The organism is Ornithinibacillus sp. 4-3, assembly GCF_040958695.1.
In the GTDB taxonomy this organism is placed as follows: Bacteria; Bacillota; Bacilli; order Bacillales; family Amphibacillaceae; genus CALAMD01.
In genome coordinates this window covers 1,969,903-1,996,026 of record NZ_CP162599.1, presented here as the reverse complement: position 1 = coordinate 1,996,026, position 26,124 = coordinate 1,969,903, and the positions used below count along the sequence as shown (strand labels likewise).

Below are 26,124 nucleotides of genomic sequence, written 5' to 3'. Positions count from 1 at the left end.
AAAAAAAATAGGTGATAGATGTGTATCAGTTTTATTGATCATATCTATCACCTATTTTTTGTGCAACAAATTCATAAATCGTTTGCTAGGATCATAAAATGAAATATATCCAAGAAGAAAAGAGTGGAGGTATAAGTGCAAGAGATTCTACGAATATTCCCTAACTCATTATCTGTTTTACTTCAAAAAGTAATTGGTCAGCGCTGGAATAAACTACAAGAGATTAGAATACGAATACATCAACCAATAGAATTAATATTTAATGCTAAAACGGAATGGATCTTTGAATATGTTCTAAAGCAAACAGATAGTGCATATATTATTGGTCAACTGAGTGAGCATTCGCTTTATCGGTTAGAAGACGAGCTAAGAGAGGGATTTATAACCATAAAAGGTGGTCATCGTATTGGTTTAGCTGGAAAAGTAATAACGAGAAATGGTGAAGTAAAAGCTCTTCAGCATATTACTTTCTTAAATATCCGTATTGCTAAGGAAAAAATAGGGGTAGCAAAAGATTGGATACCTTATTTGCATCAAGATAGAAAGTATTTAAATAGTTTAATTATTGGTACTCCACAAAGTGGTAAAACAACTATGATAAGAGATATTACCCGCTTTATTGCTAATGGAGTTTCAGCGCTTCCAGCTACGAAAGTTGCAGTTATTGATGAAAGATCAGAAATCGCCGCATCTGTGGATGGTATCCCACAAAATCAATTGGGATTACGAACTGACGTGATGGATGCATGTCCAAAGGCAGCAGGAATGATGATGGCAATTCGTTCTATGTCACCTCAGGTGATTGTAGTTGATGAGATTGGCAGCGAAGCTGATGTACAAGCATTGATGGAAGCAATCAATGCAGGTGTTACTATTTTTTGCACCATACATGGACGAACATTATCAGAGTTAAAGAAGAGACCATCCTTACATTATTTATTTGAACAAAAAATGTTTGAGCGCTATCTTATCTTATCTGATCAGCAGCAGCCCGGAGTAGTGGAGACAATTATGGATCAAGAAGAAAGAACTTTGTATCAGATTTCTGGAGGAAATAATCATGAAATGGCTAGGCGTTCTCATACTTATTAGTACAAGTACATGGATTGGCTTTGAATGGAGTAAGAAAATCAACCAGAGACCTGCACATATTCGTCAATTGAAAAATGCATTACAAATATTAGAGGCTGAGATGCTATATAGTCAACTCCCATTGCAATCCGCTTTTAATCTAATTGCAAAAAGAATAGCCGAGCCAGCTAAACTTTTCTTTCAACAGTTAAGTGAAGCGATGAAGCATGAGGTTTATGATTTTACGAAGATGTGGGAAGAACAGTTACGTGATTATTTACAGAATTCTTCATTAGGTGCGAATGAATCAGAAATTTTACAGCAATTTGGTCGTACCTTAGGACAGCATGATTTTATGCAACAACAAAAACAAATCAGACTAGCTATTGCTCATTTGGACCAGGAGTTAGAAAGTGCTAGAGATTTTCAACTTCGTTATGGAAGCATGAGTAAAGTGTTAGGTTTTTTAATCGGGCTCTTCTTCACCATATTGCTTATTTAGAAAGGAGCACAGCTAATGTGGCTTGATTCAACCATTTTATTTCAAATTGCTGGCATTGGTGTCATCGTTGCTCTCATACAGACGATTTTAAAACAAATGGGTAAAGAAGAGATAGCACAATTTGCAACCTTAGTTGGTTTTATTATTGTTCTAGTGATCGTAATTAATGGCTTATCTGATTTATTTGAGCAGATTAGAACAATCTTTCTCTATTAAGGAATGTACCTATGCCTATCTTACAATTAGTGTTGATTGTTTTTATCACAATTATCTTATTTTTATTGCTTAAAGAAATAAATAATAGCTTTGCCTTTTTTACTGTATTAGTCAGTATGATTTTTATTTTCCTGATGATTATCAATCATATTGGAGCTGTTTTTCAATTGTTAACTTCACTAGGAAATCGAGCAATGATTGATGATGTTTATTTAAATACAATTTTAAAAATAATAGGCATTGCTTATGTAGTTGAATTTAGTGCAAATATGACTAAAGATGTTGGACTTACTGCTCTGGCTTCGAAAATTGAACTAGCTGGAAAAATTAGTATTTTATTATTAGCTATCCCAATTATTACAGCGGTTATAGAAGCATTATTAAATTTTTTACCTGCTACATAATATTAGTGCGTGTTCAAAAAAGCCCATGTCATTTTTGTTGGATTTTTTGAACAATCTCTATTAGTTAGTTATTGGAAGGGGACTAGTGCTCGATGCAAAAGCATTCACTAGCAGCAGGAATATTTCTTATCGTATCACTGATTTCTCCAGCTCAAGTAATTGCCGAATCCTCAGTTGATCAGATGGAAGAAGATATTTTTCGCGATATGAATCTTGATGGAATTACTGTATTTTGGGAAAAAATAATTGCTGATTATGGTAATTTTATGCCTGATTTACAGAAGGTTTCTATCTTTGAAGGATTAAATAATGTGGATAAAAATATGTTCACTCAATTTTTCCTGAATATCCTTCAATTTTTTTTCCATGAACTTATTGTAAATGGAAAGCTATTGGGCATTATTATTGTACTTGCCATATTTTCTTCCATACTTGAAACGATGCATAGTGCTTTTGAACAAAGCTCTATTCAGAGAATCTCGTTTTTTATCGTATATCTCGTATTAATTTTTATAAGTCTTAATAGTTTTTACACTGTATTTGACTATATCAATGGCGCAATCTCAACAATGAGCAGTTTTATGATCGCATTAATTCCACTGATTCTCGGATTAATGGCGACATTTGGAAATCTGATTTCTGTTGCTTTCTTTCACCCAATTATTATTATTCTCATAGAATTATCAAGTTTACTCATATCTAAATTTATTTTACCAGTATTACTTGTATCTGCTCTGTTCATGTTAGTCAGTAACTTAAATCCAAATTATTCCGTTACCCATTTTGCAAAGTTACTAAGAACTATTGCATTAGCATCCTTAGGTATCTTTTTCACCATTTTCATTTCTATTATTTCCGTACAAGGAGCAGCGAATGCGATTCAAGATGGTGTTGCTTTAAAGACCGCGAAATTTGTTACTGCGAATTTTGTTCCAGTAATAGGAAGAACCTTTATTGACGCAACAGATACAGTACTTTCTGCAACTTTAATTTTAAAAAATACAGTTGGGATTGCTGGAGTTATCATTACTTTATTAATTGTTTTATTTCCAGCTTTGAAAGTACTAAGTATCACATTGTTATTCAAATTTTCGGCAGCAATTATTCAACCCATTGCCAGTGAGCAAATTGTAACGTGCTTACAGGTGATCGGTAATTATATGAGTTATATGTTAGCTTGTTTACTCGGATTATCCTTTATGTTCTTTTTAGGCATCGTCATCATTATCGCAGCAAGTAATATTACATTGCTCCTACAATAAGGAGTTGGATTCATGACTTTTTTTATGGAATGGGCACGACAAATTATTATCTATCTGTTAATCGCAGCAATTGTTGATTTAATTATTCCCGATATTTCACTGAAAAAATATATCAAACTAGTATTTGGATTAATCCTCATCTTATTGTTTTTACAGCCTATTTTTCATGTACTAAAACTAACACCCGCAGATATCTTTTTACCTAGCTATACGGAACTAAATTCTTATATTGAAGTAGAAGAACAAGTAGATCAGCAAAAAAGTGAAATACAGTCCAATCAAGAAGCATATATATTAGAACAGATCTCTATCGAACTAATTCGAGTAGCAGAAAAACAGCTAGCCGAAGAATATCAAGCCGCTATTTTAGATATTGATTTTGATTTTAAATCTGACGAGCCATTATCCTTTGCTGGACTTGACGGCATAACTGTTACCTTAGGAAGTATAGAAGGGGGAGATGTTGATATTTCTCCTATTGATGAAGTAATTATTGATCCAGAAAAACAAGTACTAGATCAGGAAAACGAGCATACAGATGAAATTAAAGAATATTTACAAATGATTTGGGAGCTTGAGGGTAAATCATTACAAATCAATTGGGAAGGGGGGACAACTTGATAAAACAATTATTGCAGTTTATTCGCAATGAAAATGGAGATCAGAAGCCTAATAAAAAATGGAATTACATTATTATTTTGATTTGTTTAAGCCTCCTATTAATTCTTTTAGGAAAAGTATTTTCACCTAAAACAGAAGAAACAGAGGAGAGTCAACCAATTATTATTGAACAAGAGAAGGAGGCCGCGAAAAATTCGTCACAACAAGAACAAATTAGACAGACAACCATAAGAGAAATGGAGTTAAGCTATGAAAAGCAATTAACAGAAGTGCTAGAAAAAGTATCTGGTATATCAGAGATAGATGTAATGGTTAACCTAGATTCTACAGATATTTCTGTCTATGAGAAAAATACAATGACAGGTAAACAAGTAACAGATGAAACAGATAAAAGTGGTGGCATAAGAAAAGTAGAGGATACAACAGAGGATCAACAGGTTGTTATTATCCGCCAAGGGGACAAGGAAACACCTCTTGTCGTTCAAATAAAAAAGCCAGAAGTTAGAGGCGTGCTTGTTGCAGCTAAGGGTGTGGAACAAGCATCTACAAAAACATGGGTGATTGAATCAATTTCAAGAGTGTTAGATGTCCCAACCCATCGTATTTCTGTACTATCTAAAAATAAATAAGAGGTGGAGATGTTATGATAAAAAAACAAACGGTATGGTTATTAACGATGTTAAGCTTAATGGTTGTATTAACCGTTTATTATATTACATCGGATAAAGAGAATATGCCGTTAATAGATGATGAGATGGCGCTATCAGATTCGGATGCGGAAGTAGATGAATTAACAGATGAAACAGGAGTAGAAATGGAAGATATGCAAAATGTTGGATTAGATGAGTACTTTGCAATGTTGCGATTAGAACTTCAAGATAATCGAAGCATGAAGATTGATCGTTTAAAAGAAATTGTTGCTTCAAGTGCTGCAACTGCGGAAGAAAAGAATGAAGCACTAAACTCTATTGAAGAGCTTGATGATGTAAAAACGAAAGAGTCTATTTTAGAAGAAACCATTCATTCCCTAGCAGAATATGAAGACGTATTAGTACGTTCAGATGAAAATAAGGTTCATGTTCATATCAAAACAGTTGAACTTTCCAATGAAGAAGTTGTACAAATTATGCAATTAGTACGTGATGAATTTGGTGACATTACTGTGGATGTTAGTTTACAGACAAGTTGATTCGTTATAAATAAGTAAAGTTATTCTCACATAGAGATAGAACCCCTTTATTCATAATAAAAAAATAGTGAAGTGCAAGGAAGGCTAAGTATTTTTCTTAGCCTTCTTTTATTTTCTCTATTTTTTTGGTTGACATTTTTAAAGATAAGTTCTATAGTTAGTTACATAAGTAATTAACCAATTAAGGGATGAAGCTAATGAGAAAAAAATTGGATGAAAATAAACCGATTTTCTTGCAGATTAAAGAGCAGATTGAAGATTCCATTATTGAAGATTCATTAGTTGCTGGGGAGCGAGCTCCTTCTACCAATGAATTTGCTAAGTTTTATCAAATTAATCCAGCCACTGCAGGAAAAGGCATTAATGAGCTTGTCTTAGAAGGTATTTTGTTGAAGAAAAGAGGAGTCGGCATGTTTGTTACGGAGGAAGCGAAGGAAATTATTATCGAGAAGAGAAAACAGACATTTTATGAAAATTATTTCTTACCAATGAAAAAAGAAGCACAGAAACTACAAATGAAGGAACAAGAGCTAATGAATATGCTTAATTGGAAGGATGGGGAAGATGGAAATTAAAGTAAATCAGTTAAGTAAAGTCTATGGAGAGAAGCGAGCTTTAGACAATGTATCACTTACTCTAGAAGGTAATAAAATTTACGGATTGCTTGGTAGAAATGGTGCAGGAAAAACAACTTTTATGGATATTTTAAGTGGTCAAATATTAGCATCCTCTGGAGATATTATGATTGATGGTGAAAACCCTTTTGATAATCAAAAGTTAACAGAATCTATTTGTTTGATTAAAGAAGCAAATAATTTCAGTCCTGAGCTTAAAATAAAGCAGGTTTTAAAGATTGCTTCTTATTTTTATCCAAACTGGGATCAGGAAATGGCAGAGGAATTATTAACAATTTTTAATCTGAAGCATGATGCTAAAGTAAAGACATTATCAAAAGGAATGGAATCTGCATTAGGCATTACAGTAGGCTTAGCAAGTAAAGCGCCAATTACAGTATTTGATGAACCTTATATTGGCATGGATGCTCCTTCTCGTAAAAAATTCTATGAAATATTACTTGAGGATTATCAGGAAAATCCACGGACGATTATCTTTTCAACTCATTTGATTGATGAGGTCAGCTTAATGTTTGAAGAAGTAATCATACTTAGTGAAGGTGCAGTTATCCTACAGGAAAGCTCTGAAGATTTACGAGCAAAAACGGTTGGGGTCTCTGGACCAAAGAAAAAAGTAGATGCGTTTTTAGCAGATAAAGAAGTTATTAAACGTAGTGATCTTGCAGGGCATTCCATGGCATATGCTTTTGGAAACAGACAAGAGGCAAAGGAAGCGGGTTTAGAAACAGAAGGCGTGCCAATTCAAGAATTAATGATCCATTTAACAGAGAAGAAAGGGGCATAATCCATGAATAATCAAATTAAAGGTCTGCTTTATTATTATTCAACTGATGTTATTCGATCAGCAAAAATATTTTTTACTATATTAACAGGAGCGATTATCGCATCAGGTATTGTTTGTTATTTACTACTTGGAGTAGAAGAATTTAAAATGTATTTTGCTATACCGTTTGCTACTTATTTTAATGTAGCTATTGTCGCGGTTCTGTTAGTCCAAGGAAGTGTACCGTTTGGCTTGAAAATGGGAGCGACTCGCAAAAATATGTATCTGATGCACTTATATTTTATGGCGATGTATTCTTTTGTTATTGCATTTTTAGGAAGCACCTTGCAGCAGGTAACAGAATGGATATTCCATGCGTTTGGAATTACAACCTATATTTATGTTCATCCAGCCATGGTGTTGACAGATAATTGGGCGATGCGAATTGCAGTAGATACGTTAGTGATGTTCTTTATCATGACCTTAGCATATTTATTTGCATTAATCTTTTACCGTACTGGCTTAATTGGTGGAGGAAGTCTGTTAGGAATTCTATTTGTTGTTATACTTTATGGTGTTTTTGAAGGCTGGTTAATTGAATTAGCTATAAATCTTTTTTCTAATGTTACAATAATAACTTTTGTAAGCATGGCTTTGATTGGTCTTGGATTTTACTTTATCGGATTTCTATTTATGCGGAAAATTACTATTGTGAATACACGTTAATAAAGTGGAAAGCTACTTTTTGTCAAAGGACAGAGAGTAGTTTTTTTTTATGATTTTAGAAAACCCCTGGCTATGCCGGGGGTTCTAAAGAGCTTCAAGCGTGGGGTCAAAAAAAGCCTCTCTTCATGGTAAGCTAAGGTTGGTTTCCCGACCACCAAAACTCACCAAAGAAGGAGGCAAAGCCCTATGCAGGACAAGAATAGTTTAGCACATACAAAGTGGAGATGTAAGTATCATATAGTATTTGCTCCAAAATATAGAAGACAAGTGATTTATGGAAAATACAAACAAAGTATTGGAGAAATTATAAGAGAGCTTTGTGAAAGAAAAGAAGTTGATATACACGAGGCAAATGCGTGTAGAGATCATATTCATATGTTAGTGAGTATACCACCGAAATTAAGTGTATCTTCCTTCATGGGATACTTAAAAGGAAAAAGTAGCTTAATGATATTTGATCGTCACGCGAATTTAAAGTACAGATACGGTAATCGAAAATTCTGGTGTCGAGGCTACTTTGTAGATACAGTGGGAAGAAATAAAAATCAAATACAAGAATACATAAGAAATCAGCTTAAAGATGACTACATGAGTGATCAATTAACTTTATTCGAAGAATTTGATCCATTTACAGGGAAGAAAAATAAAAAGAAATAAGAGATTCTTTTAGAATCAGTGAGTAAGTGTGGTGCAAAAGGGAAACCCATTCAGTGGGCCTTTAAGGCCAAGGCCGGTAACAGAGGCTTCTAGCCGCAGAACAAACCACCAGTTCACACTGGTGGTTTTGATTGCATGTATTGAAGGATATTTTTTTGTTCCAGAATAACATTTCAATTCTTGATAGCTAAATTTTCAGGTTAAAATACTTTTCCACTAGCTCCTTACAATTAACTGTCTAAAACAGTATAATGTTAATAAAAGTATTCGCATTGCCCGTATAAGATTGTTATAATTAATGAGGGCATCATTAGCTATTATCGTTAAATAGGACTTGAATATGATTTATTAGGAGGTTATTGTTGATAATAATAGCAATAGCTTTTGAACAATGGAGGGAAAGCAATGTTAAATATAAACGAAATTAAGGAACTCATTCAATTAATTGATCAGTCATCCATAGATGAATTTACATATGAGTCAGCTGGAGCAACTGTTTCATTAAAGAAAAATAATCATAGCAACAATACAGTAGCATCTCTACCTGTCAGTTATGAGCAACAAGCAGAAATTGCTTCTAAAGCAACAAAGCCTGTTGTAGAAGAGGAGCAGCCTGTAAAAGCAGAAGAAGCTGAAGCAGTAGTAAGTGAAGTAGCTTATGATTATGAAATTGTGTCACCAATGGTTGGGACTTTTTATAGTAAACCATCCCCAGAAAGTGATGTATACGTAACTGTGGGTAGTAAAGTGAATGCTGATACAGTTGTATGTATTGTAGAAGCAATGAAATTATTTAATGAGATAGAGGCTGAAGCAGCTGGAGAAATTGTTGAAGTGCTTGTTCAAGACGGAGAATTAGTTGAATATGGGCAACCTCTATTTAGGGTGAAAAAATAGGGGGTGTCGTCATTGATTAAGAAATTATTAATTGCGAATAGAGGAGAAATCGCTGTTCGTATTATTCGAGCATGTAAAGAAATGGGTATTTCCACAGTCGCAGTATATTCAGAAGCAGATGAAGATGCTTTACATGTACAATTAGCAGATGAAGCCTATTGTATAGGTCCAAAGCTGAGTAAAGAAAGCTATTTAAATTTCGCAAATGTTATTAGTGTAGCTACCTTAACAGGGGCAGATGCCATTCATCCAGGATATGGGTTCCTAGCGGAGAATGCTGATTTCGCTGAAATATGTAATGCATGTAATATCAAGTTTGTCGGCCCTTCTGCAGAAGCCATTCAAAAAATGGGTATTAAAGATATTGCAAAAGAAACAATGAAACAAGCAAATGTACCTGTTGTACCAGGTTCAGAAGGAATTGTTTCTTCAGCAGATGAAGCTGTGAAAGTAGCTGAAACAATTGGTTATCCAATTATTATTAAAGCAACTGCTGGTGGAGGCGGTAAAGGTATCCGTGTTGCACGTAATGAAGAAGAATTAGTAAAGGGCGTACGTGTTACCCAAAAAGAAGCAGAAACTGCATTTGGTAATCCAGGAGTATATCTTGAGAAATATATTGAAGATTTTCGCCATGTTGAAATTCAAGTATTGGCTGATGAACATGGGAATGTCATTCATTTAGGTGAGCGTGATTGTACAATTCAACGCCGTTTACAAAAGCTAATTGAAGAAACACCATCTCCGGCAATTTCTAGTGAAACTCGTCAACGCATGGGAGAAGCTTCTGTAAATGCTGCTAAAGCTGTGAATTACGTTGGGGCTGGTACTATCGAATTTATTTATGAACCAAAAACAGAGAATTTTTATTTCATGGAAATGAATACAAGAATTCAAGTAGAGCATCCAGTAACAGAAATGGTTACAGGTGTTGATTTAATAAAAGAACAAATTAATATTGCTAATAATAAACCATTATCGATTAAACAAGAGGATGTAGTGTTTGAAGGATGGGCAATCGAGTGTCGAATTAATGCAGAAGATCCATTTAAAAATTTCATGCCTTCAGCTGGCACCATTGATATGTATTTAGCGCCAGGTGGTCTGGGAGTACGAATTGATTCTGCCGTATACCCTGGTTATACGATTCCACCATATTACGATTCGATGGTTGGAAAGCTTATCACTTATGGGAAAACTCGTAAGGAAGCAATTGATCGAATGAAACGTGCACTTGATGAGTTTATCATTGAAGGAGTTCATACAACTATTCCTTTTCATCGTATCATCATGGATCATGAAGTTTTTATACAGGGAGAATTTAATACGAATTTCTTAGAGGAATATCCGATATTAGAAGAAAATAATTAATCAACATATAATCAAGGTTAGGAGGGTTACGATGAGTGAAAAATCGCTTTTAAATGTCAGTAATAATGAAAGTTTAGGCAAAGTAGAAATCGCTCCAGAAGTAATAGAAGTCATCACAGGGATTGCTGCGTCTGAGGTAGAAGGCTTAGCATCCATGCGCGGGAACTTCGCCTCCGATGTGGTTGAGCGCTTTGTGAAGAAATCACATAGTAAGGGTGTTAAATTAGAATTAACAGATCGTGGAATTTTAATTGATTTATATGTTGTGTTAAAATTTGGTGTTAATATTCCTGGGGTAGCACAGAAGCTACAAAAAAATATTAAACAAACATTAAAAAATATGACAGAGTTAGAAATCGATGAAATCAATATTCATGTAGTTGGTGTGCAAATGGATACAGATGCGAAGCCAGTAGAAAAAGAGTAAGCCATTCGGTTACAGGATACCCAGTAAACGTGTGTGTTCAAAATGTCCGATAAAAATTGTCATCGGTTAAGTTCGCAACATCCTGTTGCAACACCGAAAATCGATGCGTCATTTTTATTGGACTTTTTGAACAACCTCTAAAAGGAGTAATTTAAAATGAATCGTCGAACTGCAAGAGAAAAAGCAATGCAAATTCTTTTTCAACATGATTTTAACGATATTGATCTAGAAGAAGCAATCGAAGAATTTTTGGAGCCTGAAGAGCATGATGAATATCTTATCCAACTCATTCATGGGGTGAAGGAACATATACAAGAAATTGATGCAATGATCAATGAATACTTAGTAAACTGGACAATTGAACGAATTGCATCTGTTGAGAAAACAGTACTACGAATTGCGACATATGAATTCAACTACTTAGATGATATTCCCACTAGTGTATCGATTAATGAAGCAATTGAATTGGCTAAGAAATTTGGAGATGAAAAATCTGGTAAATTTGTAAACGGGGTTTTATCTAAAATACAGAAAAAATAAGGAGATGAATTATGATGACAGCAGAGGTAATTAACGGTAAAGAGCTAGCAAAAGACCTTCGTGAAGAAATGAAACAAGAAGTGACTGCTTTAAAAGATGAAGGAATAACACCTCATCTTACTGTTGTTTTAGTTGGTGATAATCCAGCTTCTAAATCTTATGTGAGTGGTAAGAAGAAAGCATGTGAAGAAACTGGCATCTCTTCTGAAATCATTACAATGCCAGCTACAGCGTCAGAAGAAGAGCTTCTAGAGGTAATTGACAAGCTAAACGCAGATGATGCTGTACATGGTATTTTAGTTCAGCTTCCACTTCCTGAACAAATTGATGAAGATCGCGTAATTGAAGCGATCACACCAGCAAAAGATGTAGATGGTTTTCATCCCATTAATATTGGGCGAATGATGACAGGTAAAGATACCTTCTTACCTTGTACACCTTATGGAATTGTTAGAATGTTAAAGTCAAGAAATATTCAAATAGAAGGTAAGCATGTTGTTGTACTTGGACGTAGTAATATTGTTGGAAAGCCTGTTGGACAATTATTATTAAATGAAAATGCTACAGTGACATATTGTCATTCAAGAACTCCTGATTTAGCAGCATTTACAAAGGATGCAGATATTCTTGTTGTTGCGATTGGTAAGGCACATGTGATAGGCGCTGAACATATTAAAGAAGGTGCAGTAGTTATTGATGTTGGTGTGAATCGAATTGAGGACGGTTCGTTGACAGGAGATGTTGATTTTGAAGCGGCAAAAGAAAAAGCATCTTATATAACACCAGTTCCTCAAGGAGTAGGTCCCATGACAATTACGATGTTACTTGAAAATACAATTAAATCAGCTAAAGGAGTACTTCAATATTGACAGAGCGTTATTTAACCGTTACTGCTTTAACGAAGTATCTAAAGCGAAAATTTGATATTGATCCTCATCTGAGAAATGTTTTATTAAAAGGTGAGATTTCCAACTTTAATCATCATAGCCGTGGCCATATGTATTTTACATTAAAGGATGACAAGGCAAAAATAAAAGCGGCTATGTTCTCTCATAAAAATCGTGCACTAAAATTTATGCCTGAAAATGGAATGAATGTATTAGTAAAGGGTGAAGTTTCTGTATACGAGGTGTATGGTGAATATCAATTATATGTCCAAGAAATGGAACCAGATGGTATTGGTTCACTTTATTTAGCTTATGAGCAGTTAAAAGAAGAGTTGGAAAAGAAGGGATACTTCTCTCCAACGCTAAAAAAATTGATACCACGCTTTCCAAAGCATATTGCAATTATCACTTCACCAAATGGAGCAGCTATTAGAGATATTTTGACAACGATTAGAAGAAGATATCCGATTGTGAACACTACAATTATTCCAGCTATTGTTCAAGGAACGGAAGCAGGAAAATCGATTAGTCATGCAATACAAAGAGCAAATGATTATGCAGCATTTGACTTAATTATTCTTGGACGTGGTGGAGGATCAATAGAGGATTTATGGGGCTTTAATGAAAAGATAGTTGCAGAAGCAATTTTTCATTCGAAAACACCAATTATTTCTGCGGTCGGACATGAAACAGATCACACGATCAGTGATTTCATTGCTGATTTAAGAGCTCCTACGCCTACTGGAGCAGCAGAAAGAGCTGTACCATCAAGAGAAGAGCTACATGCTCAAATATCTCGCTATCAACGTTCTATGGTTAATATAATTAACCAATTGATTCGTAATCAAAAGGAAAAATTAAATCGTCTAACTGATTCCTATGCTTTTCGATATCCGAATAATCTAATTAAACAAAAAGAACAGGAATTAGACATGCTTCTTGAGCGTATCAATCGTTCGCAAACAAGTCTTCTGAAAGAAAAACAGGTATCATTTCAACAGTTTTTCACAAGGTTTATTAATCAACATCCAAAAAAAGGCTATAATCAAGCTATAAAAGAGCAAAACCATTTACATGAACGACTTCAGCAATCATTCGAAAAAATAATCAAAGAAAAGGAACTGGAGCTATTGAATAAGATGGATAAGCTTATTTTGCTCAATCCTTTAGAAGTTATGAAACGTGGATTTGCTATTCCCTATGATGATGCAGGAAATATGCTGATGTCGAGTAAAAAGGCCCAAATAGATGATCATATTCGTGTGAAGATGAGTGATGGAGCATTAAAATGTCAAGTGTTGGAAATAGAGGTGAATCCAGATGACAGATGAAAATAAAGAGCTTTCTTTCGAAGATGCGATGGTAAAGCTAGAAGATATCGTAAAGAAATTGGAAGAAGGGGATGTGCCTTTAGAAACAGCAATTTCTTATTATCAGCAAGGTATGGAATTATCGAAGCTTTGCAATACAAAATTACAAAATGTACAAGAGAAAATGACGATGATTATGAACGAAAACGGAGAATTACAGCCTTTTGATATGTTGGAGGAAGAATAACGTGCAGGTTAACTTAGCAGAGTATATAAATAAAAACAAAAAAATTATTGAAAATCATCTATATCGTAGTATAGAAGCAATGAAAATCCCCAAAAATTTAAAGGATTCTATGCTATACTCCTTACAAGCTGGTGGAAAGCGACTGCGCCCGATTCTTTTATTTGCGAGCTATGAATCGTATGCTGATAATATTGAAAAAGTATTAAATACAGCTTGTGCATTAGAAATGATTCACACTTACTCATTAATTCATGATGATTTACCAGCAATGGATGATGATGATTACCGAAGAGGTAAGCTAACAAATCATAAAGTGTATGGGGAAGCAACTGCTATTTTAGCAGGAGATGCTTTATTAACACATAGTTTTGAACTTGTAACAAATGATCCACTTTTAACAGATAAAGAGAAGGTATTTATTGTTCAATTACTTTCTCGTGCTAGTGGAGCAAGTGGAATGGTTGCAGGACAAATATTAGATATGGAAGCTGAGAATAAACAAGTTTCTTTAGAAAAAATGGAAGAAATTCATCGATTGAAAACTGGAAAATTAATTTCTTTTGCGATTACTGCAGGTGCTTATCTTGCAAATACTAATGAGAAGCAAGTGGAGCATCTATCTTCCTTTGCTACATATTTGGGCTTAATCTTCCAGGTGCAGGATGATATTTTAGATGTGACTGGTGATCCAGAAAAATTAGGGAAGCCTGTTGGTAGTGATAGTGGTAACCAAAAAAGTACATATCCTAATTTACTAGGTTTAGAAGGGGCAATTGACATTAAAAATAAATATGTTGTTTTAGCTAAGGAAGCCCTTCAAAAAGCAGAAGTTAGAGCTAATTATTTAGAAGCATTAACTGAATACTTTACAGAACGTGATCATTAAGAGGATGTAATTTGCTGCTAGCCTATTTGTGTTAGCAGCTTTTCTTATTTACAGTGGATTCCCTGAAGGGTTTGCATTGGCATCCTCTTCACTTTACAATAAAAATAGTTATTGCTTAGAAATATATTAGATGAATAAGAGGGATAGCATGAAACAATTTTGGTTGACCTTTTCATTGTTTTTCATATTATGGTTAGGATTACTTTTATTTGATAGTACCTATCTTCCTTATCACTTCTTTTTATTTGCTGGAAGCTTAGCACTTTTCTTTCTACAGTCATTCCGTACAAAGCTCTTATATTTATTTTTAGGAAATTATCTTATTATTCTCTGTACAGGACTCTTTTTTATAGAACATACGTTATTTGCACAAGCATTAATCTGGTTTTTACTTATCCTTGGTGCAAGACAGTTACAATCAAAAGAATTTTATCTACTGTCTATAGCAGCAATAATAGTAAGTGTTGTTTTCTCCTTCTATTCATCTATTGATTATTATTTGATTTTTACGACAACTTTTATACTTGTATGTAGTTTTCTTATACATCAACAATGGAGCAAGGATACATACTATCAGCATTTATATGAAGAATTAAGGGATGCTTATCGAGAGCTGAAACGTCTTCACATTGTTGCAGAAGAAAGTGTGAAAATGGAAGAGCGTACAAGAATCGCAAGGGATATGCATGATTCAGTGGGGCACCGTTTAACTGCATTAATCATGCAAATTGAAATGCTGGCAATCCAATATCCTAATTTAGATTTAACACAGATGAAAGAATTGGCGAATAGTAGCCTACAGGAAACCAGGGATGCTGTGAAGGCACTTAAAGTGGATGAAACAGAAGGAATTGCAACAGTAGTTCATTTAATTCGTAAATTAGAGGCTGAGAGCCATTTGAATGTTCATTTTACGATAAAAAACGGAGTATTATCTATTCCAATATCCAATGCCAAAAGTGTAACACTCTATCGAGTAATTCAAGAAGGAATTACGAATGCGATGCGCCATGCTAATAGCAGAGAAGTTTTTGTAGGACTAAGTACATCAGCTGATCATGCGATTCAATTTGAAATTAGTAATGCGGTTTATGAGCATAAACCTTTTGAGTTAGGTTTTGGCTTGACTAATATGCGTAAAAGAATTGAGGAATTAGAAGGTAAATTAGAAATCCTGCCATTGCCAGATAAATTTGTTTTAACTGGAAGAATACCTATTTAAGGGTGAGGTGTTATCAGATGTTTCACGTAATGCTAGTAGAAGATCAAGAAATTGTGCGACAGGGATTACGAATGATTTTAGAACAAGATGAGCATATTCGTGTGAGCTGTGAAGCAAGTAATGGAATAGAAGCAATGGAAAAAATAGCTGCACATCATGTAGATGTTATTTTTATGGATATTCGTATGCCAGATATGAACGGGATAGAAGCTACCAGAAAAATAAAAAAGCAGTACCCAGAAATATATATTGTCATGCTAACAACATTTAATGATGATGATTACGCATTAGAAGCGTTGAATGAAGGAGCAAGTGGATTTCTACTAAAAACATCAGATGGAAGTAAATTAATTGAAGCAGTGTATAGTGTGATGAATGGTGGTTTAGTTTTACATGATGAAGTATCAGCAAAAGTAGTGCCAAAGTTATTGGAACAAACTAAAAAGACTGTTTCTACAATGGGTATTGAGCTAACTGATAGAGAAAAAGCGATTACGAGACAAATCGGACAAGGGAAAACAAATAAAGAAATTGCCGCTGAGCTACATTTATCTGTTGGTACAGTTAAAAACCATATTTCGGTTATTTTGCAAAAGACAGATTCACGTGATCGAACACAGCTAGCGATTTATGCTGTTAAACATCATATTTCATAGAAAAGATAAAGGGGAAATACAATTGAATAAAATCGTGAAATCATGGTTGTCATTATTACTCATCCTAACTTTTTTAGGTGGATGTAAATCAAATGAGGTAGATGCAAATCCTGATGTTTATCAATATAAAGATTCAATGGTAGGCGATAACAGCGCTATAGGGAATATTATTAATCAATTACCAGGTTCTGAAGGTTCAATTGATTTTGAGCTTAAAACGAAGGAAGAACCCTATGGAATTATTCTAAATTATCATAGAAAAGAATCGGAGCAAGCTTTTAAAGAAATAGTGATATACCGGGCAACATTCCTATTTGCATTAGTACAAAATGTAGATTGGATTACATTTAATTTTGACACCGATGCATATACAATTACGAAAGAAGAAATCCAAGCTTGGTATGACAAGGAATTAAGTGACATTTCGAATAAAGATGAACTAATCGAGATCATACAAGCACATCTAGAGGATGATGCGAAAGTGAACCAATTATTATACGAATAAAATTTGATTTAAATCGAGCGTTAGAGTGAAAATCTAACGCTCGATTTTTATATGCTAAAAAATGACTCTAGTCATTTTTTTATGAAAAATCAATGACGGAAGACAGTGTTACCTATTCAAATAAGAAGATACAATAAGATATAGATACGGAGGAGGTACACAATGTTAGAGTTAGTTGATATTTCAAAACGGTTTAAAAAAATAGAAGCGGTTAAGACATTCAATATGTTTATCGAGCAAGGAGAAATCATTGGTTTGCTAGGACCAAATGGAGCAGGAAAATCCACAGCCATTTCCATTTTATCTACGTTAGTAGAACCAACAGAGGGTGATGTTCGTTACTTGAAAAAATCTGTTGTTAAGAGACCATCACCTTTGCGTAAAGTGATTGGGGTTGTTCCACAAGAGATTGCACTATATCCGCAACTATCGGCAGAAGAAAATTTATTTTTCTTTGGAAGAATTTATCGGTTAAAGGGACCGGTATTAAAGCAACGAGTCGAAGAAATATTAGAACAGATTGGTTTGACAGAAAAGCGAAAAGTGTTAGTGGAGACATTTTCTGGGGGAATGAAAAGACGTTTAAATATTGGTGTGGCTATGTTGCACAAACCTAAAATTTTGATTATGGATGAACCAACAGTAGGAATCGATCCACAATCAAGAAGCTATATTTTAGAAACAGTTAAACGTTTGAATCAAGAAGAGGGTATGACTGTTATTTACACTAGTCACTATATGGAAGAAGTCGATTACCTCTGTGATCGTATTTATATTATGGATCAAGGAAGTTTAATAGCTTCAGGGACAAAGGATGAAATTAAACAAATTCTTTCTTCTGAAAATACGATATCTATTCAATCTGATCGATGGAGTAATAAGTTTATTGAGGAATTAAAAGAATATCCTTCTATCACTCAAATGCAGGTGGAAGAGAAGGAGATAACTTTAATTATTCCAAAAGAGGTCAATCTGTTCTCAGATATTATTTCAATAACAGATAAGCATGATATTAATTTACGTTCATTACATGTGAAGTCGCCAACATTAGAAGATGTTTTTCTACATTTAACAGGAAGAGCATTACGTGATTAGGAGGAAAAATAAATGTTATTTCAACTCGTTAAAAAACAAATGCTCCTCATTTGGCGTAATCCAGTACAAATCTTCTATCTATTTGGATTGCCAATCATCTTAATTATTATTTTAAGCATGGCATTAGCTGGTTTTATGGAAGGTGGCAGTCCGCAAATAAATTTAAAAGTAGCATGGCTTGCGCATGGAGATGAAGCAGAAGAAGTGGAGCAATTTATTCAGGAAATAGAGGCAAGTGGCATACCTGCAGAAGCAGTTGGAAATAAAGAAGACCTGCAATTGACAAAAATTCTTCGTGAAGAGATTTTACAAGGTGAAGAACTACAGGAAATGATTGAGTTAGAAGAAATATCAGAAGCAGAAAAAACAACTGTGTTAGCAGATGATTCTTATTCCAGTTTAATAGAGATTCCAGAAAATTTCACTTATGATATGTTACACAACATGATCGATTCAAACAGACAAAAGGCTGAGCTAGTTTTACATGTAAATCAGGAAGATGGTATCTATTCCAGTGTTCTATCACAAATTTTAGACCAATTTAATGAAACACTCGCAGTTCAAACATTTCTCAATCAAAATGACTTGGCTCTTGATTGGGATGCGATATCAGAAGCAACAAATATAGGAGAACGTGTTTCTTTAGAGCAGTCAAATCCGATTTCTTCAGGGGATTATTATACAGTTGGTATGACTGTATTTACAGCCCTTTATATTGCTTCAACCATTGGAATGTTTGTAACCAGAGAAAGACAGGATCAAATTTTTGATCGTATTATTATTAGTGATATGTCGAGATGGCAATATTTCTTTAGTGTATTAATTTCAGGAGCGTTGTTAACCTTCATTCAATTTATTGGTGTTTTCACATTTTCATATTTTGTTTTGGGGGTAAGTTTTAATAATCTAGGGAATTTTTTATTGACAACAGCTTGTTATTCAATTGCTGTTGGAGGAATTGCTGTTTTACTTACGGCAATTAGCTATCGCCTTAAGACAGAAGCAATTATTGGCTTGTTTACTGGGGTAATCACATCTGTACTAGCTTTTCTCGGTGGTAGCTTTTTCCCAGTTGGTGAATTATCTGAGTCCATACAACAAATAGGAAATATGACACCAAATGGTGCTGCCTTAAGTGCTTATATTCAGTTGCTTCGAGGAAGTGGTATAGAAGCTGTTTCAAACTATCTTATCTTCATGCTTAGCTTCGGTATAGTAATGATTATTATCGCTGCGATGAGCTTTCCGAAAAGGGGTGCAGCACGATGAAAGGAATACTATTAGCACGAGTACGAGAATTTATTCGAAATCCATACACCTTTCTTATGTTTACTGCCATGTCTGTTTTATTTGCTTGGGTAATATCTCTTGGGGGTACGGGAGAGAGTGGAGGTGTTCCAGTACCTATCTATACAGAAAAAGGTGCAGAAAACTATCAAAGCATTTTAGAAGAGAATGCGGCTTTTCAATTTTACTCAGTTGATGAAACGAGATTAGAGAAGGAAATTAGAGAAGGCAAAGCAGATGTTGGCGTACGCTTATTTGAAGATGATTATCATATTTTAGTAGGTGTTGAATCACCAAATATAGGTTTGATTCAACAAACGATTCAAGAAGTTTATGCAGAAAATATTCAAGAAACTTTCATTCAAGAGGTAGCTCAGGATAAAGGCATGAATTCAGATGACTTGATCTCCTCTTATCGAGAAGTAGTATCTGAAGGGCTTATAGACGTTTCTGTACACAGCTTTGCAGGTGAAGAATCCTGGCAGTACGATGGTGATGTGCATCGAATTGGTGGATTTGCTATTTTCTTTGCTATCTATACGATTGCCTATGGCGTTGTAAAAATACTTACTGAAAAGCGAACGGGAATTTGGGATCGAATGATTTTATCTCCGGTGAAGAAATCAGAAATGTATATTGCTAATTTGCTTTATAGCTTTATTGAAGGTTATTTACAAATTATCATTATATTCGCTGTATTTTATTTCTGGAAGGACATTACATTCAATGATCAGATAGGTAATATTTTACTTATGTTAATTCCGTATGCATTAGCAATCGTCGCAATGTCGATTTTAATTACCGCATTGGTAAAAAACTATGAACAGTTTCATGCGAGCATTAGTGTGATCGCAGTTAGCTTAGCGATGATTGGTGGAGCATTTTGGCCACTTGAAATTGTTAGTAATCCAATCTTATTATTTTTAGCTAAATTAAATCCGGTGAAATATGGTTTAGATATTATTCAAGGTGCAGCTGTATATGGATATTCCTTTACAGAGCTGTTACAACCAATTAGTGTCTTGCTATTAATGGCAGTTTTATTTACAGGATTAGGTATTCATTTGATGGAAAAACGTTATTTATAAGTAATCAAATCACTAATCAGCGAAAGTTGTTATTCTTCTTTCGCTGATTTTTTAATTTCTTAAGAAATAGGAAGAAGATTTCGCTTTCTACCGGTTTGAATGATAAAATACTTTATAAGTATAAAATTAAAACATTTAGGTAGAGGAAATGATCATGAGTAAAATTAGATTAGATACATTATTAGTAGAAAGAAATTTAGCAGAAACGAGAGAAAAAGCAAAGCGTTTAGTGATGGCTGGCTTGGTTTATTCAGAAGAAATGAGATTGGATAAGCCAGGAGTAAAGGTTGAAAATGATATACCTCTTACTGTAAAGGGAAAACTATTCCCATATGTTGGTCGTGGAGGATTAAAATTAGAAAAAGCGCTAGAATATTTTAATATTGATGTTCAAAAGCGGAAGATGATAGATATTGGTGCATCTACAGGAGGATTTACGGATTGTGGTCTTCAAAATGGGGTAGAATTATGTTACGCCATTGATGTCGGATATAATCAATTAGATTGGAAACTTCGTAATGATGATCGAGTTGTCGTAATGGAACGGACAAACTTTCGTTACGTAACACCAGATATGCTCAAACATGGTTCACCTAATTTTGCATCTATTGATGTATCATTTATTTCATTAACTTTAATATTACCCGTATTAAAAGCATTACTTGCAGAGAAAAGTGATGTAGTTGCGTTAATCAAGCCACAATTTGAAGCTGGAAAAGAACAAGTGGGCAAAAAAGGAATTGTTCGAAATCCAGAAGTACATGAGCAAGTAATTCATGATATTGTCGAGTTTTCAAAGGATCTGGGATATCAAGTAATTAATTTAACTTACTCACCAATTACTGGTGGGGAAGGTAATATAGAATTTCTTATTCATCTAGGATGGCAGCATGATGAACTTCAAGCATTTCCTTTTGACATTAGTGAAGTTATTAAGGAAGCACATGTAAGTTTAAAATCATAAATGCTAAGGAGGTCTAACATTGAGTAAAATTCAACGTCAAATTAAAATTCGCGAATTAATTACAGAACATGAGATAGAAACACAGGAAGAGCTGGTAGATGCATTAAAAGAGAGTGGATATAATGTAACTCAAGCTACTGTTTCAAGAGATATTAAAGAATTACATTTAGTAAAAGTTCCAACAGCAAATCGTAAATATTCCTATAGCTTGCCTGCGGATCAACGATTTAATCCATTGCAAAAACTAAAACGCTTGATGATGGATGCGTTTGTTAGTATTGACCATACAAGCCATTTTATCGTATTAAAGACCCTACCTGGTAATGCTCAAGCGCTAGGAGTGTTAATTGACCATTTAAGTTGGGATGAAATTATGGGAACGATTTGTGGCGATGATACCTGTTTAATTATTTGTCGAACAGAAGAGATTGCACTTAATATCAAAGATCGTTTTATGAACATGTTGTAAATGATACAAAGTAATTGGGGTGTGTTTTAACATGTTAACAGAATTAGCTATTCGAAATTTCGCAATTATAGACGAACTAACAATTAATTTTGATCATGGACTCACTGTACTGACAGGAGAGACAGGTGCAGGAAAATCCATTATTATTGATGCTGTTCAATTATTAGCTGGTGAGAGAGCATCTGTTCAATTTGTCAGACATGGAGCAGATAAAGCAGAAATTGAAGGGCTATTTTCCATTGAAGAAGCAGAACATCAAGTGGTAGAGATAGGCGCTTTATATGGGATTGATGTAAACGATGCAATGATTGTTTTACATCGAACAATTACTGCAAACGGAAAGAGTATTTGCCGAGTAAATGGAAAGCTAGTTACATTAAGTGTGCTTAAAGAAATAGGTAGTACATTAATTGATATCCATACACAGCATGAAACACAATCTTTAATGAATGCTGATCAACATATTCATTTACTTGATTTATTTGATGGAAAAAATATTCTTTCCATAAAAGAAAAGTATCTTCAAAAGTATAATGAATACCTTCAAGTATTGAATCGCTATAAAGAACTAAGTGAAAATGAAAAAGAATTATCTCATCGACTTGATTTACTTGAATTTCAATACAATGAAATTAATCAAGCAGAATTATCTCCAGATGAAGATATCGAATTAGAAGAAGAGCGAAGTCAGCTAGCTAATTATGAAAAAATATTTATTGGGATGCAAAGTGCATACAATGCGCTGTACTCTGACCAGAAAGCCCTGGAATGGTTAAATGAAGCGCAAATGGCGTTACAATCTATTCAGGATTACAATGACTTCATTCAGTCTAAATCAAAGGATTTAACAAATCATTATTACAATATAGAGGAATTAGCATTTCAATTACGTGATCATCTAGATCAGATGCAATATGATGAAGAACGATTAAATGAAATTGAAACAAGGCTTAGTGAGATTGATCGTCTAAAACGAAAATATGGTACCACCGTAAATGAAATTTTGGATTATCAAAGTGAAATTGAAGAAGAAATTAATCAAATTCACAATAAAGATTCTCACTTAGCCTCACTAGAGCTAAAATTAAAAGAGAACAAGCTATCAGCATATGAGTTGGCTCTAGAACTACACCAATTGCGCAAAAAATCTGCAGATGCTCTAACAAAGTCCATTCATAAAGAGTTAAAAGGATTGTATATGGAAAATGCGCAATTTTTTGTGGACATCGAAAAACAGGCTAATAAATCTGTAGATATAGACAAAATTAATTTACATAAAAATGGCTTAGATCATGTGCAATTTAAAATTTCAACCAATATTGGGGAACCATTAAAAGCATTGCATCGGATTGCCTCTGGTGGAGAATTATCAAGAATCATGTTAGTAATGAAAACGATTTTTGCTAAACATCAAGGTGTAACAAGTGTCATATTTGATGAAGTAGATACAGGAGTAAGCGGAAGAGTTGCTCAAGCAATGGCAGAAAAAATATATCGCATCTCAGAACAATCCCAAGTACTTTGTATTACTCATCTGCCACAGGTTGCAGCGATGGCTGATGCACATATGCTAATCAAAAAACTTGAGAAAGATCAACGTACTTCAACAACAATTGAAGAACTTTCCGTTAAAGAACGTGTCAATGAATTAAGCAGAATGATAACAGGTAAAAAAATTACCGATACAGCTAAAGAACATGGTAAAAAATTATTAGATTTAGCTAAACAATTTAAAAAAAATCTGGCAAAGTAAATCAGAGCCCAAGAAATGGAGACAAGCTTTTTATGTCTCCATTTTTTTGTTTTAAAATCTGTCGAGATGTCACTTTTCGCTTAAATATTGAAGTTTTGCTTTATGCGAAAAATAATTAGGTAAAGATACACAACTTTTCTTTTTATTAACCAGTTTAAAAAAGTACCTGTTAGGTCAAATTAGTTATACAAATACTTTTTGGTATGGGAAAAAGAAAAGGAGAGTGGTGCAATGAAACAAAAGAAAAATTTATATTTTGGTTTAGCCTTATTTTTTTTATGTTTCCTTATTTCTTTTCCCTTTTTAAACTTTACAAAAGAAAAAGGATTCCTTCATGTTGATTTGCAAAAAAATAATCAAGGACATTTGATTTACTTCGAACCAGAAGACAACCATCGACCTATAAATCAGGTGCATAGTTCTATTCTTGCTAGTAATGACGTTCTTTATGCATCTAACGAAGAAATTGATGATGAAATTAAAGTCATTCCAGGTGGACAGTCCGTCGGAATTGACTTACAAACAAAAGGTGTATTAGTGGTTGGACATCATCAAATAACTAATTCTAGAGAACAATCTACAGATGTAGAAGCTGGGGAAATTAAAGTAGGAGATACAATATTGCAAATGAATGGACAAAAAATTGAAAATGTCCAGGAAGTTAGAAAGATAATCAACGAATATGGAAAGAAAGAAAAATCACTAATGATCAAGGTGAAAAGAGGAGATAATACATTTAATACTTCTATTTCACCAGTGTATGACGAAAAAGAAAAGGATTACCGAATTGGTTTATACATTCGTGATTCAGCTTCTGGTATTGGAACAATGACCTTTTTTGAACCGAAAAGTCAAAAATACGGAGCACTAGGTCATGTCATTTCAGATATGGATACAAAGAAAATGATTGAAATTAATAATGGAACAATTATGCGTTCTAATGTGAATTCGATTGAAAAGGGAATCAATGGTTCACCAGGAGAGAAAAACGCAAGCTTCACTGTAAAGGATCATAAAATAGGAACAGTTACTAAAAATAGCCCATTTGGTATATTTGGGGAATTAGATACTTCAATTAAAAATAATTTGTATGACCAACCAATGCCTATTGCACTGTCTCATGAAATTAAAAAAGGACCAGCAAAAATATTAACAGTAATTAAGGATGAAAAAGTAGAGGAATTTGATATAGAAATTATTGATAATACTCCACATAAATTTCCTGCTACTAAAGGATTAGTCGTTAAAGTAACTGATCCTGAATTATTGGAAAAAACAGGTGGAATTGTACAAGGTATGAGTGGGAGTCCAATTATACAAGATGATAAAATTGTTGGAGCTATCACACACGTCTTTATCAATGATCCGACATCTGGTTATGGAGTCCATATTGAATGGATGTTAGAAGAAGCAAATATCCAATTAAATAAACAAAATAAATTATCATTTCTTGCTAGTTAAGCTGTGATAAAAACTTTCAAATGCTGTCAATATTGACAGCATTTTTTTCTTATATAAGTCATAAGTCCTGTTTTGAGAATAATAATTAATAATTTTGTTAAATTAAAGGAAAATATTCCCTTATGTCGAATATAAATTAATATCAGGATATAGGGAGGTTCTTTTCATGGAAAAAATTTCAGTTTGTTTAGTGGATGATAACAAAGAGCTAATTTTATTGATGGAAGATTATTTTAATGAGCAGGTAGATATTGACATCATTGGAAGCGCTTACGATGGAAAAGAATGTTTAAAAATGGTTCAAGAATTACAGCCTGATGTACTTGTACTTGATATTATTATGCCGCACGTAGATGGACTTGCTGTGCTACAAGCTTTAAGAGAAATGGAATTATCAAAACCACCTAAAGTTATTATGTTAACAGCATTTGTTCAAGAAGATGTAATGAAAAAAGCGGTTGATTTAGGGGCATCATATTTTATTTTAAAACCTTTTGATTTAGAGAATTTAGCAAATCATATTAGACAAGTACAAGATAGAAATATCTCTATACTTTCTTCTGCAACAACACATTCTGTCACAAATTATCTAAAACCTAAAAAAGATCTAGAAGCTGACATCACAAACATTATTCATGAAATTGGAGTACCTGCACATATAAAAGGATATTTATATTTGCGTAAAGCCATTACAATGGTTTATGAAGATATTGAATTGCTTGGCTCCATTACGAAAGTATTATATCCAGATGTAGCCAAACATTTTAATACTACTGCTTCCCGTGTAGAGCGTGCGATTCGTCATGCGATTGAAGTTGCTTGGAGTAGGGGAAATATTGAATCCATTTCCTCAATTTTTGGCTATACAATAAATGTATCGAAAGCCAAACCAACAAATAGCGAATTTATTGCAATTATTGCTGATCGTTTACGTCTTGAAAGAAAGACCGGATAAAAAGAAAGATGAATTTCAAAATTCATAAAAAAATCAGAAAGCATATTATGCTTTCTGA

At 33.8% G+C, this 26,124-nt stretch carries 31 protein-coding genes; all 31 read left to right on the top strand.

The window, feature by feature from the left end:
* The first annotated feature begins 135 nt into the window (after positions 1–135).
* The 31 genes from spoIIIAA (at position 136) to spo0A (ending at position 26,066) form a co-directional block, all read left to right on the top strand.
* Positions 136–1,092, top strand: coding sequence for a stage III sporulation protein AA (gene spoIIIAA / locus AB4Y30_RS09785; protein WP_368652056.1), 957 nt, complete (start codon positions 136–138; stop codon positions 1,090–1,092).
* Positions 1,061–1,573, top strand: a complete 513-nt coding sequence (spoIIIAB, locus tag AB4Y30_RS09780; RefSeq protein ID WP_368652055.1) for a stage III sporulation protein SpoIIIAB — start codon at positions 1,061–1,063, stop codon at positions 1,571–1,573. Before spoIIIAA ends, spoIIIAB begins: the two co-directional genes overlap by 32 nt.
* A 15-nt stretch (positions 1,574–1,588) precedes the next feature.
* Entirely contained in the window at positions 1,589–1,789 is a 201-nt protein-coding gene (gene spoIIIAC / locus AB4Y30_RS09775; RefSeq protein WP_368652054.1) for a stage III sporulation protein AC, read from the top strand.
* Between the two features lie 11 nt (positions 1,790–1,800).
* A complete protein-coding gene (gene spoIIIAD, locus AB4Y30_RS09770; RefSeq protein ID WP_368652053.1) occupies positions 1,801–2,193 on the top strand; it encodes a stage III sporulation protein AD in 393 nt (130 codons plus the stop codon).
* A gap of 92 nt (positions 2,194–2,285) precedes the next feature.
* The gene (gene spoIIIAE / locus AB4Y30_RS09765; protein ID WP_368652052.1) at positions 2,286–3,455 is read left to right on the top strand and encodes a stage III sporulation protein AE; all 1,170 of its coding nucleotides are present in this window, start codon (positions 2,286–2,288) and stop codon (positions 3,453–3,455) included.
* A gap of 12 nt (positions 3,456–3,467) precedes the next feature.
* On the top strand, positions 3,468–4,076 hold the full coding sequence (gene spoIIIAF / locus AB4Y30_RS09760; protein ID WP_368652051.1) for a stage III sporulation protein AF: 609 nt from the start codon (positions 3,468–3,470) through the stop codon (positions 4,074–4,076).
* On the top strand, positions 4,073–4,705 hold the full coding sequence (gene spoIIIAG / locus AB4Y30_RS09755) for a stage III sporulation protein AG (RefSeq protein WP_368652050.1): 633 nt from the start codon (positions 4,073–4,075) through the stop codon (positions 4,703–4,705). The genes spoIIIAF and spoIIIAG overlap by 4 nt, the downstream gene beginning before the upstream one ends.
* A gap of 14 nt (positions 4,706–4,719) precedes the next feature.
* A complete protein-coding gene (locus tag AB4Y30_RS09750; RefSeq protein ID WP_368652049.1) occupies positions 4,720–5,265 on the top strand; it encodes a SpoIIIAH-like family protein in 546 nt (181 codons plus the stop codon).
* Between the two features lie 197 nt (positions 5,266–5,462).
* A complete protein-coding gene (locus tag AB4Y30_RS09745) occupies positions 5,463–5,840 on the top strand; it encodes a GntR family transcriptional regulator (protein WP_368652048.1) in 378 nt (125 codons plus the stop codon).
* Positions 5,830–6,684 carry an ABC transporter ATP-binding protein gene (locus AB4Y30_RS09740; RefSeq protein WP_368652047.1) on the top strand — a complete coding sequence of 285 codons (855 nt, stop codon included), beginning with the start codon at positions 5,830–5,832 and terminating at the stop codon, positions 6,682–6,684. Before AB4Y30_RS09745 ends, AB4Y30_RS09740 begins: the two co-directional genes overlap by 11 nt.
* Before the next feature lie 3 nt (positions 6,685–6,687).
* Positions 6,688–7,389: a hypothetical protein gene (locus AB4Y30_RS09735; RefSeq protein WP_368652046.1), complete on the top strand. Its 702-nt coding sequence runs from the start codon at positions 6,688–6,690 to the stop codon at positions 7,387–7,389.
* 186 nt (positions 7,390–7,575) lie between these two features.
* The gene (tnpA, locus tag AB4Y30_RS09730) at positions 7,576–8,046 is read left to right on the top strand and encodes an IS200/IS605 family transposase (protein ID WP_368652045.1); all 471 of its coding nucleotides are present in this window, start codon (positions 7,576–7,578) and stop codon (positions 8,044–8,046) included.
* 405 nt (positions 8,047–8,451) lie between these two features.
* Entirely contained in the window at positions 8,452–8,943 is a 492-nt protein-coding gene (gene accB, locus AB4Y30_RS09725) for an acetyl-CoA carboxylase biotin carboxyl carrier protein (protein WP_368652044.1), read from the top strand.
* Between the two features lie 12 nt (positions 8,944–8,955).
* Positions 8,956–10,314 carry an acetyl-CoA carboxylase biotin carboxylase subunit gene (gene accC, locus AB4Y30_RS09720; RefSeq protein WP_368652043.1) on the top strand — a complete coding sequence of 453 codons (1,359 nt, stop codon included), beginning with the start codon at positions 8,956–8,958 and terminating at the stop codon, positions 10,312–10,314.
* Between the two features lie 31 nt (positions 10,315–10,345).
* On the top strand, positions 10,346–10,741 hold the full coding sequence (locus AB4Y30_RS09715) for an Asp23/Gls24 family envelope stress response protein (RefSeq protein WP_368652042.1): 396 nt from the start codon (positions 10,346–10,348) through the stop codon (positions 10,739–10,741).
* A 156-nt stretch (positions 10,742–10,897) separates the two neighbouring features.
* Positions 10,898–11,281 (top strand): transcription antitermination factor NusB, encoded by a 384-nt coding sequence (nusB, locus tag AB4Y30_RS09710; protein WP_368652041.1) that lies wholly within the window; start codon positions 10,898–10,900, stop codon positions 11,279–11,281.
* A gap of 14 nt (positions 11,282–11,295) precedes the next feature.
* Positions 11,296–12,150, top strand: a complete 855-nt coding sequence (gene folD / locus AB4Y30_RS09705) for a bifunctional methylenetetrahydrofolate dehydrogenase/methenyltetrahydrofolate cyclohydrolase FolD (protein ID WP_368652040.1) — start codon at positions 11,296–11,298, stop codon at positions 12,148–12,150.
* Positions 12,147–13,499, top strand: a complete 1,353-nt coding sequence (gene xseA, locus AB4Y30_RS09700; RefSeq protein WP_368652039.1) for an exodeoxyribonuclease VII large subunit — start codon at positions 12,147–12,149, stop codon at positions 13,497–13,499. The genes folD and xseA overlap by 4 nt, the downstream gene beginning before the upstream one ends.
* Entirely contained in the window at positions 13,489–13,725 is a 237-nt protein-coding gene (locus AB4Y30_RS09695; RefSeq protein WP_368652038.1) for an exodeoxyribonuclease VII small subunit, read from the top strand. Before xseA ends, AB4Y30_RS09695 begins: the two co-directional genes overlap by 11 nt.
* Before the next feature lies 1 nt (position 13,726).
* On the top strand, positions 13,727–14,611 hold the full coding sequence (locus tag AB4Y30_RS09690) for a polyprenyl synthetase family protein (protein ID WP_368652037.1): 885 nt from the start codon (positions 13,727–13,729) through the stop codon (positions 14,609–14,611).
* Positions 14,612–14,759: 148 nt separating this feature from the next.
* Positions 14,760–15,833, top strand: coding sequence for a histidine kinase (locus AB4Y30_RS09685; RefSeq protein WP_368652036.1), 1,074 nt, complete (start codon positions 14,760–14,762; stop codon positions 15,831–15,833).
* A 17-nt stretch (positions 15,834–15,850) separates the two neighbouring features.
* Positions 15,851–16,489 carry a response regulator gene (locus tag AB4Y30_RS09680; protein ID WP_368652035.1) on the top strand — a complete coding sequence of 213 codons (639 nt, stop codon included), beginning with the start codon at positions 15,851–15,853 and terminating at the stop codon, positions 16,487–16,489.
* Positions 16,490–16,511: 22 nt separating this feature from the next.
* Positions 16,512–16,994 carry a DUF4825 domain-containing protein gene (locus AB4Y30_RS09675; RefSeq protein WP_368652034.1) on the top strand — a complete coding sequence of 161 codons (483 nt, stop codon included), beginning with the start codon at positions 16,512–16,514 and terminating at the stop codon, positions 16,992–16,994.
* A 162-nt stretch (positions 16,995–17,156) separates the two neighbouring features.
* The gene (locus tag AB4Y30_RS09670) at positions 17,157–18,089 is read left to right on the top strand and encodes an ATP-binding cassette domain-containing protein (RefSeq protein WP_368652033.1); all 933 of its coding nucleotides are present in this window, start codon (positions 17,157–17,159) and stop codon (positions 18,087–18,089) included.
* 12 nt (positions 18,090–18,101) lie between these two features.
* Positions 18,102–19,358 carry an ABC transporter permease gene (locus tag AB4Y30_RS09665; protein WP_368652032.1) on the top strand — a complete coding sequence of 419 codons (1,257 nt, stop codon included), beginning with the start codon at positions 18,102–18,104 and terminating at the stop codon, positions 19,356–19,358.
* Positions 19,355–20,464 carry an ABC transporter permease gene (locus AB4Y30_RS09660; protein WP_368652031.1) on the top strand — a complete coding sequence of 370 codons (1,110 nt, stop codon included), beginning with the start codon at positions 19,355–19,357 and terminating at the stop codon, positions 20,462–20,464. Before AB4Y30_RS09665 ends, AB4Y30_RS09660 begins: the two co-directional genes overlap by 4 nt.
* Positions 20,465–20,612: 148 nt before the next feature.
* On the top strand, positions 20,613–21,428 hold the full coding sequence (locus AB4Y30_RS09655) for a TlyA family RNA methyltransferase (RefSeq protein WP_368652030.1): 816 nt from the start codon (positions 20,613–20,615) through the stop codon (positions 21,426–21,428).
* Positions 21,429–21,447: 19 nt separating this feature from the next.
* Positions 21,448–21,897 carry a transcriptional regulator ArgR gene (gene argR / locus AB4Y30_RS09650; protein WP_368652029.1) on the top strand — a complete coding sequence of 150 codons (450 nt, stop codon included), beginning with the start codon at positions 21,448–21,450 and terminating at the stop codon, positions 21,895–21,897.
* A 31-nt stretch (positions 21,898–21,928) separates the two neighbouring features.
* Entirely contained in the window at positions 21,929–23,650 is a 1,722-nt protein-coding gene (gene recN, locus AB4Y30_RS09645; RefSeq protein WP_368652028.1) for a DNA repair protein RecN, read from the top strand.
* 231 nt (positions 23,651–23,881) lie between these two features.
* Positions 23,882–25,111, top strand: a complete 1,230-nt coding sequence (spoIVB, locus tag AB4Y30_RS09640) for a SpoIVB peptidase (protein ID WP_368652027.1) — start codon at positions 23,882–23,884, stop codon at positions 25,109–25,111.
* A 166-nt stretch (positions 25,112–25,277) separates the two neighbouring features.
* The gene (gene spo0A, locus AB4Y30_RS09635) at positions 25,278–26,066 is read left to right on the top strand and encodes a sporulation transcription factor Spo0A (RefSeq protein WP_368652026.1); all 789 of its coding nucleotides are present in this window, start codon (positions 25,278–25,280) and stop codon (positions 26,064–26,066) included.
* Positions 26,067–26,124: the final 58 nt, after the last annotated feature.

What these genes read in the sequence shown, in the direction of transcription:
- spoIIIAB (WP_368652055.1), top strand. Translation starts at nt 1,061, where the DNA reads ATGAAATGGCTAGGCGTTCTCATACTTATTAGTACAAGTACATGGATT.
- spoIIIAC (WP_368652054.1), top strand. Translation starts at nt 1,589, where the DNA reads ATGTGGCTTGATTCAACCATTTTATTTCAAATTGCTGGCATTGGTGTC.
- spoIIIAD (WP_368652053.1), top strand. Translation starts at nt 1,801, where the DNA reads ATGCCTATCTTACAATTAGTGTTGATTGTTTTTATCACAATTATCTTA.
- spoIIIAE (WP_368652052.1), top strand. Translation starts at nt 2,286, where the DNA reads ATGCAAAAGCATTCACTAGCAGCAGGAATATTTCTTATCGTATCACTG.
- spoIIIAF (WP_368652051.1), top strand. Translation starts at nt 3,468, where the DNA reads ATGACTTTTTTTATGGAATGGGCACGACAAATTATTATCTATCTGTTA.
- AB4Y30_RS09750 (WP_368652049.1), top strand. Translation starts at nt 4,720, where the DNA reads ATGATAAAAAAACAAACGGTATGGTTATTAACGATGTTAAGCTTAATG.
- AB4Y30_RS09745 (WP_368652048.1), top strand. Translation starts at nt 5,463, where the DNA reads ATGAGAAAAAAATTGGATGAAAATAAACCGATTTTCTTGCAGATTAAA.
- AB4Y30_RS09740 (WP_368652047.1), top strand. Translation starts at nt 5,830, where the DNA reads ATGGAAATTAAAGTAAATCAGTTAAGTAAAGTCTATGGAGAGAAGCGA.
- AB4Y30_RS09735 (WP_368652046.1), top strand. Translation starts at nt 6,688, where the DNA reads ATGAATAATCAAATTAAAGGTCTGCTTTATTATTATTCAACTGATGTT.
- tnpA (WP_368652045.1), top strand. Translation starts at nt 7,576, where the DNA reads ATGCAGGACAAGAATAGTTTAGCACATACAAAGTGGAGATGTAAGTAT.
- accB (WP_368652044.1), top strand. Translation starts at nt 8,452, where the DNA reads ATGTTAAATATAAACGAAATTAAGGAACTCATTCAATTAATTGATCAG.
- AB4Y30_RS09715 (WP_368652042.1), top strand. Translation starts at nt 10,346, where the DNA reads ATGAGTGAAAAATCGCTTTTAAATGTCAGTAATAATGAAAGTTTAGGC.
- nusB (WP_368652041.1), top strand. Translation starts at nt 10,898, where the DNA reads ATGAATCGTCGAACTGCAAGAGAAAAAGCAATGCAAATTCTTTTTCAA.
- folD (WP_368652040.1), top strand. Translation starts at nt 11,296, where the DNA reads ATGACAGCAGAGGTAATTAACGGTAAAGAGCTAGCAAAAGACCTTCGT.
- AB4Y30_RS09695 (WP_368652038.1), top strand. Translation starts at nt 13,489, where the DNA reads ATGACAGATGAAAATAAAGAGCTTTCTTTCGAAGATGCGATGGTAAAG.
- AB4Y30_RS09685 (WP_368652036.1), top strand. Translation starts at nt 14,760, where the DNA reads ATGAAACAATTTTGGTTGACCTTTTCATTGTTTTTCATATTATGGTTA.
- AB4Y30_RS09680 (WP_368652035.1), top strand. Translation starts at nt 15,851, where the DNA reads ATGTTTCACGTAATGCTAGTAGAAGATCAAGAAATTGTGCGACAGGGA.
- AB4Y30_RS09670 (WP_368652033.1), top strand. Translation starts at nt 17,157, where the DNA reads ATGTTAGAGTTAGTTGATATTTCAAAACGGTTTAAAAAAATAGAAGCG.
- AB4Y30_RS09665 (WP_368652032.1), top strand. Translation starts at nt 18,102, where the DNA reads ATGTTATTTCAACTCGTTAAAAAACAAATGCTCCTCATTTGGCGTAAT.
- AB4Y30_RS09660 (WP_368652031.1), top strand. Translation starts at nt 19,355, where the DNA reads ATGAAAGGAATACTATTAGCACGAGTACGAGAATTTATTCGAAATCCA.
- AB4Y30_RS09655 (WP_368652030.1), top strand. Translation starts at nt 20,613, where the DNA reads ATGATCATGAGTAAAATTAGATTAGATACATTATTAGTAGAAAGAAAT.
- recN (WP_368652028.1), top strand. Translation starts at nt 21,929, where the DNA reads ATGTTAACAGAATTAGCTATTCGAAATTTCGCAATTATAGACGAACTA.
- spoIVB (WP_368652027.1), top strand. Translation starts at nt 23,882, where the DNA reads ATGAAACAAAAGAAAAATTTATATTTTGGTTTAGCCTTATTTTTTTTA.
- spo0A (WP_368652026.1), top strand. Translation starts at nt 25,278, where the DNA reads ATGGAAAAAATTTCAGTTTGTTTAGTGGATGATAACAAAGAGCTAATT.